Annotated in this window: 16 protein-coding genes and 3 tRNA genes; 1 reads left to right on the forward strand and 18 read right to left on the reverse strand. The window is 68.6% G+C overall.

The genetic code is table 11. The features are described from left to right. Positions 1–101 precede the first annotated feature (101 nt). The 16 genes from rpoB to AB0F10_RS29115 all read right to left on the reverse strand — a co-directional run bounded on the left by rpoB (position 102) and on the right by AB0F10_RS29115 (position 13,337). The gene (gene rpoB, locus AB0F10_RS29040; RefSeq protein WP_360631906.1) at positions 102–3,542 is read right to left on the reverse strand and encodes a DNA-directed RNA polymerase subunit beta; all 3,441 of its coding nucleotides are present in this window, start codon (positions 3,540–3,542) and stop codon (positions 102–104) included. 600 nt (positions 3,543–4,142) lie between these two features. Further along, a complete protein-coding gene (rplL, locus tag AB0F10_RS29045; RefSeq protein WP_360631814.1) occupies positions 4,143–4,523 on the reverse strand; it encodes a 50S ribosomal protein L7/L12 in 381 nt (126 codons plus the stop codon). Between the two features lie 57 nt (positions 4,524–4,580). After that, positions 4,581–5,126, reverse strand: a complete 546-nt coding sequence (rplJ, locus tag AB0F10_RS29050) for a 50S ribosomal protein L10 (RefSeq protein ID WP_360631817.1) — start codon at positions 5,124–5,126, stop codon at positions 4,581–4,583. Positions 5,127–5,383: 257 nt separating this feature from the next. After that, complete coding sequence (locus tag AB0F10_RS29055) at positions 5,384–6,094, reverse strand: hypothetical protein (RefSeq protein WP_360631820.1); 711 nt, start codon at positions 6,092–6,094, stop codon at positions 5,384–5,386. Beyond that, complete coding sequence (locus AB0F10_RS29060) at positions 6,091–6,825, reverse strand: ATP-binding cassette domain-containing protein (RefSeq protein ID WP_360631823.1); 735 nt, start codon at positions 6,823–6,825, stop codon at positions 6,091–6,093. The genes AB0F10_RS29055 and AB0F10_RS29060 overlap by 4 nt, the downstream gene beginning before the upstream one ends. A 67-nt stretch (positions 6,826–6,892) precedes the next feature. Beyond that, on the reverse strand, positions 6,893–7,609 hold the full coding sequence (rplA, locus tag AB0F10_RS29065; protein WP_360631826.1) for a 50S ribosomal protein L1: 717 nt from the start codon (positions 7,607–7,609) through the stop codon (positions 6,893–6,895). Between the two features lie 64 nt (positions 7,610–7,673). Then, a complete protein-coding gene (nusG, locus tag AB0F10_RS29070; RefSeq protein ID WP_360631829.1) occupies positions 7,674–8,402 on the reverse strand; it encodes a transcription termination/antitermination protein NusG in 729 nt (242 codons plus the stop codon). A 27-nt stretch (positions 8,403–8,429) separates the two neighbouring features. Next, positions 8,430–8,804, reverse strand: coding sequence for a preprotein translocase subunit SecE (gene secE / locus AB0F10_RS29075; RefSeq protein ID WP_360631832.1), 375 nt, complete (start codon positions 8,802–8,804; stop codon positions 8,430–8,432). Between the two features lie 126 nt (positions 8,805–8,930). Then, positions 8,931–9,003, reverse strand: a tRNA-Trp gene (locus AB0F10_RS29080). A gap of 98 nt (positions 9,004–9,101) precedes the next feature. Then, on the reverse strand, positions 9,102–9,497 hold the full coding sequence (locus tag AB0F10_RS29085) for a MaoC/PaaZ C-terminal domain-containing protein (RefSeq protein ID WP_360631835.1): 396 nt from the start codon (positions 9,495–9,497) through the stop codon (positions 9,102–9,104). A 2-nt stretch (positions 9,498–9,499) separates the two neighbouring features. After that, positions 9,500–9,946: a MaoC family dehydratase N-terminal domain-containing protein gene (locus tag AB0F10_RS29090; RefSeq protein ID WP_360631838.1), complete on the reverse strand. Its 447-nt coding sequence runs from the start codon at positions 9,944–9,946 to the stop codon at positions 9,500–9,502. A 68-nt stretch (positions 9,947–10,014) separates the two neighbouring features. Beyond that, on the reverse strand, positions 10,015–10,182 hold the full coding sequence (gene rpmG / locus AB0F10_RS29095) for a 50S ribosomal protein L33 (RefSeq protein WP_067495822.1): 168 nt from the start codon (positions 10,180–10,182) through the stop codon (positions 10,015–10,017). A gap of 127 nt (positions 10,183–10,309) precedes the next feature. After that, positions 10,310–10,382, reverse strand: a tRNA-Met gene (locus tag AB0F10_RS29100). Positions 10,383–10,410: 28 nt separating this feature from the next. Further along, a tRNA-Thr gene (locus tag AB0F10_RS29105) sits at positions 10,411–10,486 on the reverse strand. Positions 10,487–10,588: 102 nt separating this feature from the next. Beyond that, on the reverse strand, positions 10,589–13,117 hold the full coding sequence (locus AB0F10_RS29110) for a bifunctional diguanylate cyclase/phosphodiesterase (protein ID WP_360631841.1): 2,529 nt from the start codon (positions 13,115–13,117) through the stop codon (positions 10,589–10,591). 64 nt (positions 13,118–13,181) lie between these two features. Further along, positions 13,182–13,337 carry a hypothetical protein gene (locus tag AB0F10_RS29115; protein WP_360631844.1) on the reverse strand — a complete coding sequence of 52 codons (156 nt, stop codon included), beginning with the start codon at positions 13,335–13,337 and terminating at the stop codon, positions 13,182–13,184. 258 nt (positions 13,338–13,595) lie between these two features. On the opposite strand from AB0F10_RS29115, the gene AB0F10_RS29120 reads away from it, so the two are divergent. Then, positions 13,596–13,991 (forward strand): hypothetical protein, encoded by a 396-nt coding sequence (locus tag AB0F10_RS29120; protein ID WP_360631847.1) that lies wholly within the window; start codon positions 13,596–13,598, stop codon positions 13,989–13,991. Here AB0F10_RS29120 and AB0F10_RS29125 read toward each other — a convergent pair. Both AB0F10_RS29125 and AB0F10_RS29130 read right to left on the reverse strand, forming a co-directional pair. Beyond that, positions 13,988–14,797 (reverse strand): sulfurtransferase, encoded by an 810-nt coding sequence (locus AB0F10_RS29125; protein ID WP_360631850.1) that lies wholly within the window; start codon positions 14,795–14,797, stop codon positions 13,988–13,990. The genes AB0F10_RS29120 and AB0F10_RS29125 overlap by 4 nt on opposite strands. Before the next feature lie 40 nt (positions 14,798–14,837). Beyond that, positions 14,838–15,134: a hypothetical protein gene (locus tag AB0F10_RS29130; RefSeq protein WP_360631853.1), complete on the reverse strand. Its 297-nt coding sequence runs from the start codon at positions 15,132–15,134 to the stop codon at positions 14,838–14,840. Positions 15,135–15,169: the final 35 nt, after the last annotated feature.

Genomic DNA, 15,169 nt, shown 5'->3' on the forward strand with positions numbered 1-15,169 from the left:
GGTGCCTAAGTTTAATAATCCTTTTTTTCGTTGCCTTTTTTTTTTCCCCGGGGGGGGGTGGCCGCCGCGTTTTATCCTACGCACCACGGGCCCCGCTTCCGTCAGATCTCTTCGACGCTGCTGACGCCCTCGTTAGGACGCCGTGACAGGTCGATGCCGAGTTCTTCCGCGGCCCGGAAGACCTCGTCGTCGGTCTCGCGCATTTCCAGGGCAACGCCGTCGCTGGAGAGCACCTCAACATTCAGGCACAGCGACTGCAGCTCCTTGAGCAGCACCTTGAACGACTCGGGGATTCCCGGCTCCGGGATGTTCTCGCCCTTGACGATGGCCTCGTAGACCTTCACGCGGCCCAGGACGTCATCGGACTTGATGGTGAGCAGTTCCTGCAGTGCGTAAGCCGCACCGTAGGCCTGCATCGCCCAACACTCCATCTCGCCGAACCGCTGGCCACCGAACTGCGCCTTACCACCCAGCGGCTGCTGCGTGATCATCGAGTACGGGCCGGTCGAGCGAGCGTGGATCTTGTCGTCGACCAGGTGGTTCAGCTTCAGGATGTAGACGTAGCCGACCGAGACCGGGTCCGGCAGTGGTTCACCGGAGCGGCCGTCGAACAGCTGCGCCTTACCGTCGCCGTTGACCAGCCGCTTACCGTCGCGGTTGACCAGCGTCGACTGGAGCAGACCCTTGATCTCGTCTTCCTGGGCGCCGTCGAAGACCGGGGTCGCGACGTTGCTGTCCTTGGGCGACTCGTGGGCCTCGATGGCCCGCAGCTGCCGCTTCCAGTCAGCGTCGTCGCCCTCGACCTCCCAGCCCGTCTTGGCGATCCACCCGAGGTGGGTCTCCAGGACCTGGCCGATGTTCATACGCGAGGGCACACCGAGCGGGTTGAGCACGATGTCGACAGGCGTACCGTCCTCGAGGAACGGCATGTCCTCGATGGGCAGGATCTTCGAGATGACGCCCTTGTTGCCGTGCCGGCCGGCGAGCTTGTCGCCGTCCTGGATCTTGCGCTTCTGCGCGACGTAGACCCGGACCAGCTCGTTCACGCCCGGGGGCAGCTCGTCGCCGTCCTCGCGAGAGAACGTCCGGACGCCGATGACCGTGCCGGTCTCGCCGTGCGGCACCTTCAGCGAGGTGTCCCGGACCTCCCGGGCCTTCTCGCCGAAGATCGCGCGCAGCAGCCGCTCCTCCGGGGTCAGCTCGGTCTCGCCCTTGGGCGTGACCTTGCCGACCAGGATGTCGCCGGGCACGACCTCGGCACCGATCCGGATGATGCCGCGCTCGTCCAGGTCAGCAAGCATTTCCTCGCTGACGTTGGGGATGTCGCGGGTGATCTCTTCCGGGCCGAGCTTGGTGTCGCGGGCGTCGACCTCGTGCTCCTCGATGTGAATCGAGGTGAGGACGTCCTGCTGCACGAGGCGCTGCGACAGGATGATCGCGTCCTCGTAGTTGTGGCCTTCCCAGCACATGAACGCGACGAGCAGGTTCCGGCCGAGGGCCATCTCCCCCTCCTCGGTGCACGGACCGTCGGCGATGACCTGGCCGGCCTCGATCCGGTCGCCCTCGAAGACGACCGGCTTCTGGTTGACGCAGGAGCCGGCGTTGCTGCGACGGAACTTGTGCAGCAGGTAGGTCCGGCGGTGGCCGTCGTCCTGGTGCACCGTCACGTAGTCGGCACACAGGTCCTCGACCAGACCGCCGACCTCGGCCACGACCACGTCGCCGGCGTCGACAGCGGCACGGTATTCCATGCCCGTGCCGACCAGCGGCGCCTCGGCCTTGACCAGGGGCACGGCCTGACGCTGCATGTTGGCACCCATCAGGGCGCGGTTGGCGTCGTCGTGCTCGAGGAACGGGATCATCGCCGTCGCGACCGAGGTCATCTGCCGCGGCGAGACGTCCATGTAGTCGACCTCGGTGCCGGGCACGTAGTCGACCTCACCGCCCTTACGGCGGACCAGGACGCGATCCTGCGCGAAGGTGCCGTCGGACGCCAGCAAGGCGTTCGCCTGCGCCTTGACGAACCGGTCCTCCTCGTCCGCGGTGAGGTAGTCGACCTGGTCGCTGACCCGGCCGTCGTTCACCTTGCGGTAAGGAGTCTCGATGAATCCGAACGGGTTGACCCGCGCGAACGTCGAGAGGGCACCGATCAGGCCGATGTTCGGGCCTTCCGGCGTCTCGATCGGGCACATCCGGCCATAGTGGGACGGGTGCACGTCACGGACCTCGAAGCCGGCCCGCTCACGGGACAGACCACCCGGACCGAGCGCGCTCAGCCGGCGCCGGTGGGTCAGGCCCGCCAGCGGGTTGGTCTGGTCCATGAACTGCGACAGCTGCGACGTGCCGAAGAACTCCTTGATCGCGGCCACCACGGGGCGGATGTTGATCAGGGTCTGCGGCGTGATCGCCTCGACGTCCTGGGTCGTCATCCGCTCGCGGACGACGCGCTCCATCCGGGACAGGCCCACGCGGACCTGGTTCTGGATGAGCTCGCCCACCGTGCGCAGGCGCCGGTTGCCGAAGTGGTCGATGTCGTCAGGCTCGTAGCCCTCCTCACCGGCGTGCAGCCGGCAGAGGTAGTCCACGGTCTTGACGATGTCTTCCTCGGTCAGCGTGCCCCGGACGATCGGGACGTCGATCTCGAGCTTCTTGTTGAACTTGTAACGGCCGACCTTGGCGACGTCGTACCTCTTCGGGTTGAAGAAGAGGTTGTCGAGCAGGGTCTGCGCGTTTTCCCGCGTCGGCGGCTCGCCGGGGCGGAGCTTGCGGTAGATGTCGAGCAGGGCCTCGTCCTGCCCGCCGATGTGGTCCTTCTCGAGCGTCGTCATGAGCAGCTCGGACCAGCCGAACCGCTCCCGGATCTGATCCGCCGACCAACCGATCGCCTTGAGCAGGACCGTGACGGCCTGCCGGCGCTTGCGGTCGATGCGGACACCGACGGTGTCACGCTTGTCGATATCGAACTCGAGCCAGGCACCCCGGCTCGGGATGACCTTGACGCTGGAAAGGTCGCGGTCGGAGGTCTTGTCCGGCTCCTTCGTGAAGTACACGCCCGGCGAACGGACGAGCTGACTCACCACGACGCGCTCGGTACCGTTGATGACGAACGTCCCCTTGGGGGTCATCATCGGGAAATCACCCATGAACACGGTCTGGCTCTTAATCTCGCCAGTGGTGTTGTTGGTGAACTCCGCGGTCACGAACAGCGGCGCGCAGTAGGTCAGGTCCTTCTCCTTGCACTCCTCGATCGAGGCTTTGACCTCGTCGAAGCGCGGCGCTGAGAAGGACAGCGACATGGTGCCGGAAAAGTCCTCAATGGGACTGATCTCTTCGAGGATCTCTGCGAGGCCCGAGTGGGCGTGCGGATCGTCCGTCGAGCGCGTCTGCCAAGCCTCGTTCCCGACCAACCAGTCGAAGGATTCCGTCTGGAGGGCGAGGAGGTTGGGGACCTCAAGTTGCTCGGTGATCCTGCCGAACGAGATACGGCGGGGAGCGTAAGCGCTCGACGTACGACTGGTCTTCGCAGGGCGGGAAGCTGCCAAGATGCGTCCTTCCGAGGACCGGTGCTGCTGATGCGGCTGAGCTGCTGTTGCAACTATCTGCGTCACTTGTCTGCGTGCACTCCAATGAACCCCCAGGAAATCATCCGAGTGGATATTCCTGCAGGGCTCAAGACAGAAGGCAGCGCAAACTAGCAGTGTAGCCGCTCGGCTAACCGCTGTCCAGCCCACACCAGAGGGTGCCTGCGGAACGCATCCCCGCGGCCTCTGACCTGCGCCTCCAGGGTCAGTGCCTCGTGCGGGGCCGCTCGGAACGCGGCGTCTCTCCCTCGGGTGCCGATCTGTGAGGATCCGATGAATCGGATGTACCCACAGGGCGGCTGTCGCAAGCGCGGAAACTTGCTGATGTCAGCGTGCCTGTCACGGGACACACAGTCAAGGCCTGTGCCGCGGGTCGGCCCTGCGCCGAGGCCCACGGGAAGCGCCAAAGCGACTTTAGCGGATGAAATGCAGGAGTTGGCGGCTTTTGTCCGTCGCCCTTCAGACGATCGACGAAACTGGTCCTGACCTGCGGATCCACATAGACGGAAACGGGGGTGACGGTCCGCACGGACCATCACCCCCGACACACCCAGCTCTAGATCACTTAAGGGTGACTTTGGCGCCTTCGCCCTCGAGCTTGGCCTTGGCGGCCTCGGCCTTCTCCTTGTTGACACCCTCGAGGATCGCCTTGGGGGCGGCCTCAACGGCGTCCTTGGCCTCCTTGAGGCCCAGGCCGGTCAGCTCACGCACGACCTTGATGACCTGGATCTTCTTGCCGCCGTCACCCTCGAGGACGACGTCGAAGGAGTCCTGCTCGACAGCGGCCTCGGCGGGAGCGGCAGGGCCGCCCTGGACGACGGCGGCCGGCGCGGCAGCCTTGACGTCGAAGACCGTCTCGAACTCCTTCACGAACTCGGAGAGCTCGATGAGGGTCATTTCCTTGAACGCGCCGAGCAGCTCGTCGGTGCTGAGCTTCGCCATGTTGGCAACCTTTCGTTGTTTCCGTTGATTGAAAGTCAAACTCCGCGCGGGGCCCGATCAGGCCTCGGCGGAACCGTCCTGTTCGCGCTTGTCCTGCAGGGCCACGGCCAGGCGAGCGACCTTGACCAGCGGGGCCTGGAACGTCGCCGCCGCCTTGCTCAGGTTGCCCTTCATGGCGCCGGCGAGCTTCGCCAGCAGCACCTCGCGGGACTCGAGGTCAGCGATCTTGCCGACCTCTTCGGCCGAGACGGCCTTGCCCTCGAAGACGCCGCCCTTGATGACCAGGACGGGGTGGGCCTTGGCGAAGGCACGAAGGCCCTTGGCCGCCTCGACCGGGTCGCCGCCGACGAAGGCGAGCGCGGTAGGACCGGTGAACAGCGCGTCGAGACCCTCGATACCCGCGTCGGTCGCCGCCCGCTTAGCGAGCGTGTTCTTCGACACGGAGTACTTGGTCTCGCTGCCGAGCGAGCGCCGAAGCTCGGTGATCTCGGAGACCGTGAGGCCGCGATACTCGGTCAACAGCGTGGCCTGCGAGTTACGGAAGTTGTCCGTGAGCTCGGCGACGGCAGTGGCCTTATCGGCCCGGACCGGCTTGTCCGCCATGTCCCTCCTCTCTCAGTGCTGGGCCGCCGGTCGTCAGACAGGCCCGAACATGAGAAACGCCCCGGCGCAGGGCGCACGGGGCGGGACACGGACACCTCGCGGCGTCGGCGTGATCACGAACCGTTCTCCCCTGCGCGGGCCGCCCGCATATTGCGAGGCCTTCGTCCGCGACCCGTGAGGGTGCGGCGACCAGCGGTCTATGGGTGGAACTTCAAGGAGGAAGAATACGCGGCGCTACACCCGAAACCAAATCGGCGTCAAGAGCGGCTCCTGCGCAGCCGGGCGTACCCGGCGAGCGCGACCGCGCACCACGCCGTCGCCCAGCCGGTGAGCAGCAACAACGTGGCGCCGGAGGGAACGAGGGGCGGGTCGTCGCCCGCCAGCGCCCGGGCGGTGGCCATCACCGGGGGAACGAGCCACGGTGCGACCGAGCCGCTGAGCCCGAGGACGACCACCAGCACGGCGCCGGCGACCAGCACCGTGACCCCGTTACGCACGGTGCGGGTCACCGCGCGGCTGGCCAGCGCGCCCAGCGCCACCGCGGCGGGCAGCGCCAGCAGGTGCGCCAGCACACCGAGCACGACGCCGGCCGCCGTCGACGGCTCGGCGGAGCCGGGCAGCGGACCACGGATCGCGTGGAACGGCCACCAGGGCGCCACCATGGCGACGGCGCAGAAGACGGCTCCCAGCACGGTGGCGGCCAGCAGCCCGGCGATCGCCTCCCGGCGGGGTCCGACCGCCAGCCGGGCCAGCCGGCGCTGCACGTCGGGCTCCGCGTCCAGCACCAGCTTGGCCTGCAGGGCGAGCACGGGGAAGAGCATCACGGCGGAGTAGCCGTACGCCGGGGCGGCCGGGGACCGGCCGCCGCCGTGGACGATCCCGAGGACCACCAGGGCGGCGATGATCGGCGCCAGGGCACGCCCGCTGCGCAGGAACCCCGCGAGGCGCATGAGGACGAGCGCGGTCACCGCGCCCGCTCCGCGCGTACGCCCAGGACACGGTGACCGTCGGCACGCAGCCGGGCCACCGTGTGGTCGGCGTCCGCCCGGCGGACGGCGACCTCGATGACCACCTCGGCGGGCTCCCCCGGCGGGTCCGCCTCGGTGCCGACCGTGCCGTCGGTGACCATCCAGCGGATCGCGTCCGGCAGGCCGGCGATCTCGCCGCGGTGGTCGCTGACCAGCACCGTGCCGCCGGCCGCGGTCACCTCGCCGACGATCTGCGGAATCAGCGTGCGGGACGCCGCGTCGAGGCCCTCCCACGGCTCGTCGAGCACCAGCAGGCCCGGGGAGAGCAGCAGCGCCTGGGCGAGCCCGACCTTCTGCGCGGTGCCCTTGGAGAGGTCGGCGAGCCGGGTGTGGCGGTGCTCGCCGAGGCCGAGGCGCTCGATCCAGCGGCGGGTCTCCGCGCCTCCGCGCAGGCCGCGCACGGCGGCCATGCGGGTCAGATACTGCTCGGTCGTGAACGGCTGATCGGCGGGGAAGCGCTCGGGAACCCAGCCGACGACCGGCGGGCGCTCCCGGACCGCGCCGTGCACCGGGCGCAGCACGCCGGCGGCCAGCTGCAGCAGGGTGGACTTGCCCGCGCCGTTACGGCCCAGCACGACCACCGTGGCGCCGCGCTGGACCGTCGCGTCCACCGACTGGAGGGTCCAGCCCGCGCGGCGCGCGTACCGGAACCAGACGTTGTCGAATCGCACCGCGGAAGCCTCGCACAGAAGAAGCCCCCGGGGTGACCCCCGAGGGCTTCCTAGCTGTGGCCGGCGATCAGCCGTCGGACTTCTCGCCGAGCAGGTTCTTGACCACGTTCGGGTCGAGCTGCACGCCCGGGCCCATCGTGGTGCTGACGGTGACCTTCCTCAGGTACTTGCCCTTGGCGGCCGACGGCTTGGCCCGCAGGACCTCGTCGAGCACCGCGGCGTAGTTCTCCACCAGCTGGTTCTCGCTGAACGAGGCCTTGCCGATGATCAGGTGCAGGTTGGAGTGCTTGTCCACCCGGAAGGTGATCTTGCCGCCCTTGATGTCCGAGACGGCCTTGGTCACGTCCATGGTGACGGTGCCGGTCTTCGGGTTGGGCATGAGGCCACGCGGGCCGAGGATCCGGGCGATCCGGCCGATCTTGGCCATCTGGTCCGGGGTGGCGATCGCCGCGTCGAAGTCGAGCCAGCCACCCTGGATGCGGGCGACGAGCTCGTCGGTGCCGACCTCGTCGGCGCCGGCCGCGACGGCCTCCTCGGCCTTGGCGCCCTGCGCGAAGACGATCACGCGGGCCGTCTTGCCGGTGCCGTGCGGCAGGTTGACCACGCCGCGGACCATCTGGTCGGCCTTGCGCGGGTCCACGCCGAGCCGCATCGCGACCTCGACCGTGGCGTCGAACTTGGTGGGGCTGGCGCCCTTGGCCAGCTTCACACCTTCGGCGGGCTCGTAGAGCTTCGCGACGTCGATCTGCTCGGCGGCCTTGCGGTAAGCCTTGCTGCGCTGCATTTCTCTCTTACTCCTGTGGTAGATGGCGGGGCGCGCCGTTCGCGCCCCTCCCACGACGTACGTCTTAGATCTTGGCGACCTGGTTGAAGTTGAGCTCCACCGGCGTCTCGCGACCGAAGATGGAGACCAGCACCTTGAGCTTCTGCTGGTCGGCGTTGATCTCGCTGATCGACGCCGGCAGCGACGCGAAGGCGCCATCGGTGACGGTGACGGAGTCGCCGACCTCGAAGTCCAGCACGCGGATCTCGGGCTTCGCCTTCTTCTCCTCGGCCTCGACGGCCGGGGCCAGCCACTTCAGCACCTCGTCGAGCGACAGCGGCGCCGGGCGGTCGACCCGGTCGGTGGCGCCCACGAAGCCGGTGACACCCGGCGTGTTGCGCACACACGAGTAGGACTCGGGGCTGAGGTCCATCCGGACCAGGATGTAGCCGGGGAAGACCTTGTTCTGCACCTGGAGGCGCTTGCCGTTCTTGACCTCGACCTCTTCGCGGGTCGGCACCTCGACCTGGAAGATGAACTCCTCCATGTCGAGGCTCGTGATCCGGGTCTCGAGGTTGGTCTTGACCTTGTTTTCGTAGCCGGCGTACGAGTGCACCACATACCAGTCGCCCGGGGCGTAGCGCAGCTTCTGCCGCAGCTCGGCGACCGGGTCGTAGTTGTCGTCAGCCTCGGGGGCCTCCGCCTCGGCGACGGGCTCTTCGCTGGCGGCCTCGACCGACTCGGCGTCGTCCGCCGTCGCGACCGTGGACTGCTCGTCGGCGGTCGGGGCGGTCTCGTCGTCGTACTCAGGCACGCTTGCTCACTTCCGTAACTATCAGCTTCAGTTGCCGAACGTCGCCAGGATGGCCTTGCCGAACCCGAAGTCGAGCAGCGACACGATCGTCGTCATCACGGTGACGAACACGATCACCACGCTCGTATAGGTCAGCAGTTCCTTGCGGGTCGGCCAAATGACCTTACGCAGCTCGCTGACGACCTCGCGGAAGAAACCGCCGATGCGGTTGCCACTGCGGCGGGTCGACTTCGCCTGCTTGGAATCGCCGGAGTCGGCTTCGCGGTCGGCCTTGTCGCCGCCACGGGTCACCGGCTCGTCGGCTGCCTCGACGACATCATCCTGGACGTCACCGTCGGTGTACGCCTCGTCCTCGGGGCGGTCGCCTGCAGCGTCGTCACCGGGTCGCTTCCTCTCGGCCACTTCCGCCCTCTTCCGTCGTCGATAGGGGTGTCACATCGGCGCCGTATGCGGCGTCGGTCAAGCCGGCCGCCCGCCGCCGGGCAGACCGGCCAGCTGGCCGGTCCGGATACTGGGCCGATCGGTGCGCAGGGGTGACAGGACTTGAACCTGCAGCCTGCGGTTTTGGAGACCGCTGCTCTGCCAATTGAGCTACACCCCTTTGTGGGGTTCTCCTGCCCTTCGCAGCGCGAACGACAGGGTTCACTACCCCACGGCGGACCAGTGTACGGGTAGGTCCGCCGCTTGCCCAACCCGGGCCTACCTCTTACGGATGGTTGCCCTCGCCATCGACAGCACCTTCTGGCCGTTGCAGGTCGCGGTCAGCTCGAGCTTGGTGAGGCCGTCATCGGTGACCTCCTTGACCACTCCGGTCACCACGACCTCGGTGCCCTCGTCGGTGTCCGGCACCGGGACCGGGCGGGAGAACCGCACTCCGAACTCGACCACGGCGTCGGGCGCACCGGCCCAGACGGAGACCGCACGGCCGGCCAGGGCCATCGTGTACATCCCGTGGGCGATCACGCCGGGCAGGCCGACACTGTTCGCGATCCGCTCGCTCCAGTGGATCGTGTTGAAGTCGCCGGAGGCGCCGCAGTAGCGGATCAGGTCGGCCCTGGTGACGGTGAACGTCTGGGTGGGCAGCGTTTCAGCCATGATCATTCCTCCCCGCGCTGAACGAGCTTGGACCAGACCGTGACGACGGCCTCGCCGGCCTCGGTGGTGACGTCGGTGCGGGTGGTCAGGAAGTCGTGCCCGCCCCGCGAGGTGATCTCCTCGACCGTGTTGACGCAGATCAGCGCGTCGCCGGCGACGACCGGCCGGGCGTAGGCGAACCGCTGGTCGCCGTGCACCACCCGGCTGTAGTCCAGGCCCAGCTCGGGGTCGGCGACGATCTGACGGCTGGCGGTCATGGTGATCACGACCGGGAAGGTGGGCGGCGCCACCACGTCGGCGTAGCCGATGGCTCGGGCGGCCTCGGGGTCGTGATACTCGGCATCCGTGGCGCCGATCGCGGCGGCGAACTCACGGATCTTCTCCCGGCCCACGAGATAGGGCGCGGTGGGCGGCCAGCTGCGGCCGACGAACGACTGGTCCAGAGGCATTGCTTGAAAATACTCTGCGGCGACCGGAAACCGGTCGCCGCAGCAGGCCTAGCTTTTTCGGTGCGTCGTCAGCGCGTCTCGCGGTGCAGGGTGTGCTTGCCGTCCCGGGGGCAGAACTTCTTGAGCTCGATGCGGTCCGGGTCGTTACGGCGGTTCTTGCGGGTGATGTAGTTCCGCTCCTTGCACTCCGTACACGCCAAGGTGATCTTGGGACGGACGTCGGTCGCCTTGGCCACGGCGGGGTGCCTTCCTGCTAACGGGATTCACATACGACATACCAGCGTAGACGCTAGCCGCGCTGACATGCAAAAACCTGGACAGTTGCCCGGGTCGTACGGCATCCGGAACGGGGTCCCGGATGAGTAGCGGTGGCCGGACTTGAACCGGCGACACAGCGATTATGAGCCGCTTGCTCTGCCATCTGAGCTACACCGCCGCGCCAGGCTCTCGGTCACGAACCCGGGTGGAGCCCCCTTACGGAATCGAACCGTAGACCTTCTCCTTACCATGGAGACGCTCTGCCGACTGAGCTAAGGGGGCGCGCGCGATCTCTCGCGTGATGCGCAGACAGAAGCTTACACGGCCGCGCACCCGAGGTGAAATCGCCTCCCTCGCCCGGGGAAACCGCAGGTCAGCGCGGTGTCAGCCGACGGCGCGCAGACGGCGGACCTCGCCCGTCGGCGTCTCCTCCGGCTCCGTCTGGGCGCTGAGCCAGGTGTTCAGCCGCTCGACCGGCAGCGGCCGGCTGAAGAAGTACCCCTGGCCGATCTCGCAGCCGAGCTCGGCCAGCAGGTCGAAGGTCAGCTCGCTCTCGACGCCCTCGGCGACCACGGTGAGGCCGAACTCACGGGACAGGCCGATCACCGCGCGCACGATGGCGAGGTCGCCCGAGTCGGTCGCCATCCCCTGCACGAAGCTGTCGTCGATCTTCACCTCGTGCACCGGGAGCTGCCGCAGGTAGGACAGCGAGGAGGCGCCGGTGCCGAAGTCGTCGACCGACAGCCGCACGCCGAGGTCGCGCAGCCGGTACAGGGTCGGCAGGGCCCGTTCGATCTCGCCGAGCATGCTCGGCTCCGAGATCTCGAAGGTGACCTGCCCGGCCGGGACCCGGTGCTGCTTGAGCAGCTCGTGCACCTGGTCCGGGAAGCGCGGGTCGAGCAGGGTGCGCGCGGACAGGTTCACCGCGATGGAGAGCGGCCGGCCGGCGTCCGCCCACTCCCGGCAGTGCCGCAGGCCCGCGGTCAGCACCACCTCGGTGAGGCGGTGCAGCTGACCGGTGTGCTCGGCGACCGCGACGAAGTCCTCCGGGGACACCGCGCCGTGCGCGGAGTGCTGCCAGCGGGCGAGGCACTCGACGCCGATCAGGTGCCGGTCCTGGATGGTCACCTTGGGCTGGAAGTGGACCTCGAGCTCGCCCGAGTCCAGCGCGCGGCGCAGGTCGGCGGCGAGGCCGAGGCGGCGGACCGCCCTCGACTCCAGCGCGGGGTGGAAGAGCTGCACCCCGTACGGGAGCGCCTTGGCGGCGTTGGCGGCCAGCTCCGCGCGGCGCAGCAGGGCGTCCGGGTCGTCGCCGTGGTCGGGCTGCACGGCCACCCCGGCGGCGGTGTCCACGTCGAGGGTGAGCGTCCCGACGGCCATCTGGCCGCGCAGCTGCTCGCGCATCTCGGTGGCGAGCCGGACGGTCTCCTCGGTGCTCTCCGCGCGCAGCGTCACGACGAACTCGTCGCCGCCGATCCGGCCGACCAGCGCGCCGGACCCGGCGATGTTGCGCAGCCGGCCGGCGACCTCCACGAGGAGCTTGTCGCCCGCGGCGTGCCCCATCGACTCGTTGACGTCGCGCAGCCCGTCGACGTCGAAGAGAATGACCGCCACCACCTCACCGGGCGTGCGGATCTTGACGGACTCGGTGAGTGCGTCGGTGATCCGCCGGCGGTTGGGCAGCGACGTGAGCCGGTCGTGGTACGCGTCGTAGCGCAGCCGCTCGACCAGACGCGAATTCTCCACCGCCACCGCGGCGTGCGCGGCGATCGTCTCCACGACCTGCACGTCGGTCTTGGTGAAGTGCTTGAAGTCGCCGAGCCGGTTGACCACCTCGAGCGTGCCGATCACGGCCTGCCCGGAGCGCAGCGGCACGACGATGCAGTCCTTGATCCCGCCGTCGCGGAGATCGGGCATGAGGTCCTGGTCGGTCGCCAGCTTGGCGCCGACCGCGACGCTGCGCCGCTCGGCGGTCGCGCGCTGGGTGAGCTCGGCCGGCGTCCGGCTGATGTCGAGCAGGCCGCGCGCCTCGACCTTCGAGGTGAGCAGCACCTCGGGGTGACGCCCGGTGGCCGGCAGCCGGAACGTCGCGTATTCGGCCTGCATCAGCGAGCGCGCGCGGACCAGGAGCGAGTCGATGAGCGTCACGTCCTGACTGGACTCGACGACGGCGTTGGCCAGCTCGTAGAGCTCGGCCAGGGTGTGGTGCTGCCGCAGCAGGTCCGAGTAGGAGCGGTAGGCCAGCGTGAGCACGGTGGCCAGCACGCAGAGCAGGAAGGCGGACCACCAGGTCGCCTCGAGCGCGACGATGAAGACGAGGCCGATGACGATGCACAGCTCGGCGGCGATCAGGCCGGGCCAGGCCACCCGGAGCATCTCGAAGCCGGTCTGCACGCCCTGCACGGTCGCCATCACGGCCGCCACCGCGAAGAGCGTCACCACCGTGGTGAGGGTGACCGCGACGCAGAGGACCGCCCAGGTGCCCGGGCCGCTGTCCTCGATGGGCGGCAGCATCTCCAGGACGATGCCGGCGATGGCCGTGGCGGCGCCCGCCTTCGCGGCGTTGAACGCGAACCGGTTGGGCGCGGAGTGGCGCCGAAGCTCGCCGATCGCGACCGCGATCACGCTGACCGCGACGACGAGCACCGACGGCATGAAGTAGTAGCCGAGGACCAGCGCGATCTCGATCAGGCCGAGCGAGGTGCCGTGCCGCCCGATCTGGATGTATCGCGAGCCCGTTCCGAGCAGGACGAAGAGGGGCACCGCCAGCAGTGCGACGAGCAGATGATCGGACCAGGTCGGGTCGCGATCCGCGAGAACCACGCCGAAGACGATGGTGATGATCGACAGAGTGCCGGTGATGAGCCAAACGTATTCAGGCGATCGTCGCGGTGGGGATTGACGCCCTGCCATCCAACGCCCCTACCGCTCGGTGTGCTCCCAAACGAGGTGCCGTGTGCCGCGAAGCGGCCCGCCCTCAGCTCCAGTCGTATTCGAACTGAGCCGCCATTGCGCCGGCCGAGGGCGCAGATGTCGCAGCGGCCGCACTACTCCCACCGACCAGGCCACCGAAGGCCAGTCCGAGTGCCACGAACAAGCCGGCGGCGAAGCGGCCGAGCTTCTTTGCGGACATCCATGGCTCCTGTACTGAGGGTGTCAGTCGGGTGGGGGTTCCATGATGGTGCCACACGCTGAGTACGTCAGACAGCGGCGAATGGCCGGTCGAACCCGCACATCCCGAAATCTTGACTGAACGGCTGAGGTGGTCATGCAATTATGGCCAGCAAAATTGACGGCTTTGAGGCTGATTTAGCGGGAGAAGTGAGCCCAATTCACATGGCAATGTCAGGCCGTCTTGACGTCAAGCCAACCTGACGAAAGACTGCCAGACATGACTACTCCCGACGAACTGGAGCAACAGCACACGCTCTCTACCGCCACAACGCGATACGACGAGTTGAGGATGCGGGAGGCCCTCGCCGCGATGACCGAGAACGACGGTGCCGAGGCGCTCACCCGCGAGGAGACCCTCGAGCTGCTGGCCCTCAGCGAGGTCGTCATCCGCAAGGCAGGCTACGGACGGCAGCCGATGGTCCGCTCGGCACGCGCCGCCGGCGCCTCGTGGAACCAGATCGGCGCGGCGCTGGGCACCAGCAAACAGGCCGCCTGGGAGACGCACAACCGCTGGATCGAGGACCAGGCGCGGCAGCACGAGCTCACCGGATACCAGGGCCTCAACCACGACGAGGCGTCCGCCGCGCGCGGCCTCGCCGGCAGCCCCGACTAGTCGCCGGTCGCCGCCGGGCGATCCGTGGCGCTGTACTGCGACCACGACCCGGGATAGAGCCGGCCCACGCCGAGACCCGCATGCTCGAGGGCGAGCAGGTTGTGGCAGGCCGTGACACCCGAGCCGCAGTAGGAGACGACATCCGCGCCGTCCGTCACGCCGGCGGACGCGAAGCGCTCCCGCAGGGCCGGCACCGCCAGGAAACGGCCGTCGGCGGCGAGATTCTCCCGGCACGGCACGCTGCGCGCCCCCGGAATGTGACCCGCCCGAGGATCGATCGGCTCCGTCTCGCCGGCGAACCGGGCACGATCACGGGCGTCGAGCACCACGAACGAGCCGCCGGCCGCATCGTCGATCCCGGCCAGCCGGTCGGCCGGCCAGGGCCGGGCCGTGAAGACCGCCGCGGGCCGGTCCGTCTCACCGCTGACCAGTTCACCCGCGTACGCGGTGAGCCCGCCGTCCAGCAGCGCAGCCTCGTGACCGATGGCGCGCAACATCCAGACCAGCCGCGCCGCCACCGCACCGCCGGCATCGTCGTAACCGATCACGGTGTCGCCGTCGCCGATGCCCGCCGCGGCCATGCCCTGCGCGAAGACCTCGGGATCCGGCATCGGATGCCGGCCGCCCTCGGGCGAGCCGGGCCGCGCCAGCCAACGGTCCAGATCGACGAACACGGCACCCGGCAGATGCCCCGACAGGTACGCCTCGCGCCCGGACCGCCCGTCAAGATAGAAACGCACGTCGGCGAGCACGACACGATCGCCCTGCTCCCGCACCCATGCCGGGTCGACCACCGGATCGATCACGTACCGCTCCTTCGCCTCCGCCGCCGCGCCGTCACCCAACCTAGCGGTCGCCCTTCCCGCGACGCGGCCGATACCGCACCACCGCGACGCCGACCATGGCGACGGCCAGCGCGCCGACCACCAGGCTCGCCGCACCGGCGATCAAGGTCTGGCCCAGCACCATCAGGAGCAGGGCCAGGCCGAAGAGCAGGTAATACAGGGCGGCGGCGCGCACCCCGGCGAAGTTTCGCAGCGCGCTGGCCGGCGCCCTGCCCGTCACCAGGATCGCGGCCCCGAAGACCGCCAGGAACAGACCGATCGCGCCACCGACCAGCAGCGTTGCCGTACCGAGGGTCATGGCCCTCAGTCTGCGCCGACGCCCGCCGCCGTACC

It is taken from the genome of Actinoplanes sp. NPDC026623 (assembly GCF_040638275.1).
Classification (GTDB): Bacteria; Actinomycetota; Actinomycetes; order Mycobacteriales; family Micromonosporaceae; genus Actinoplanes.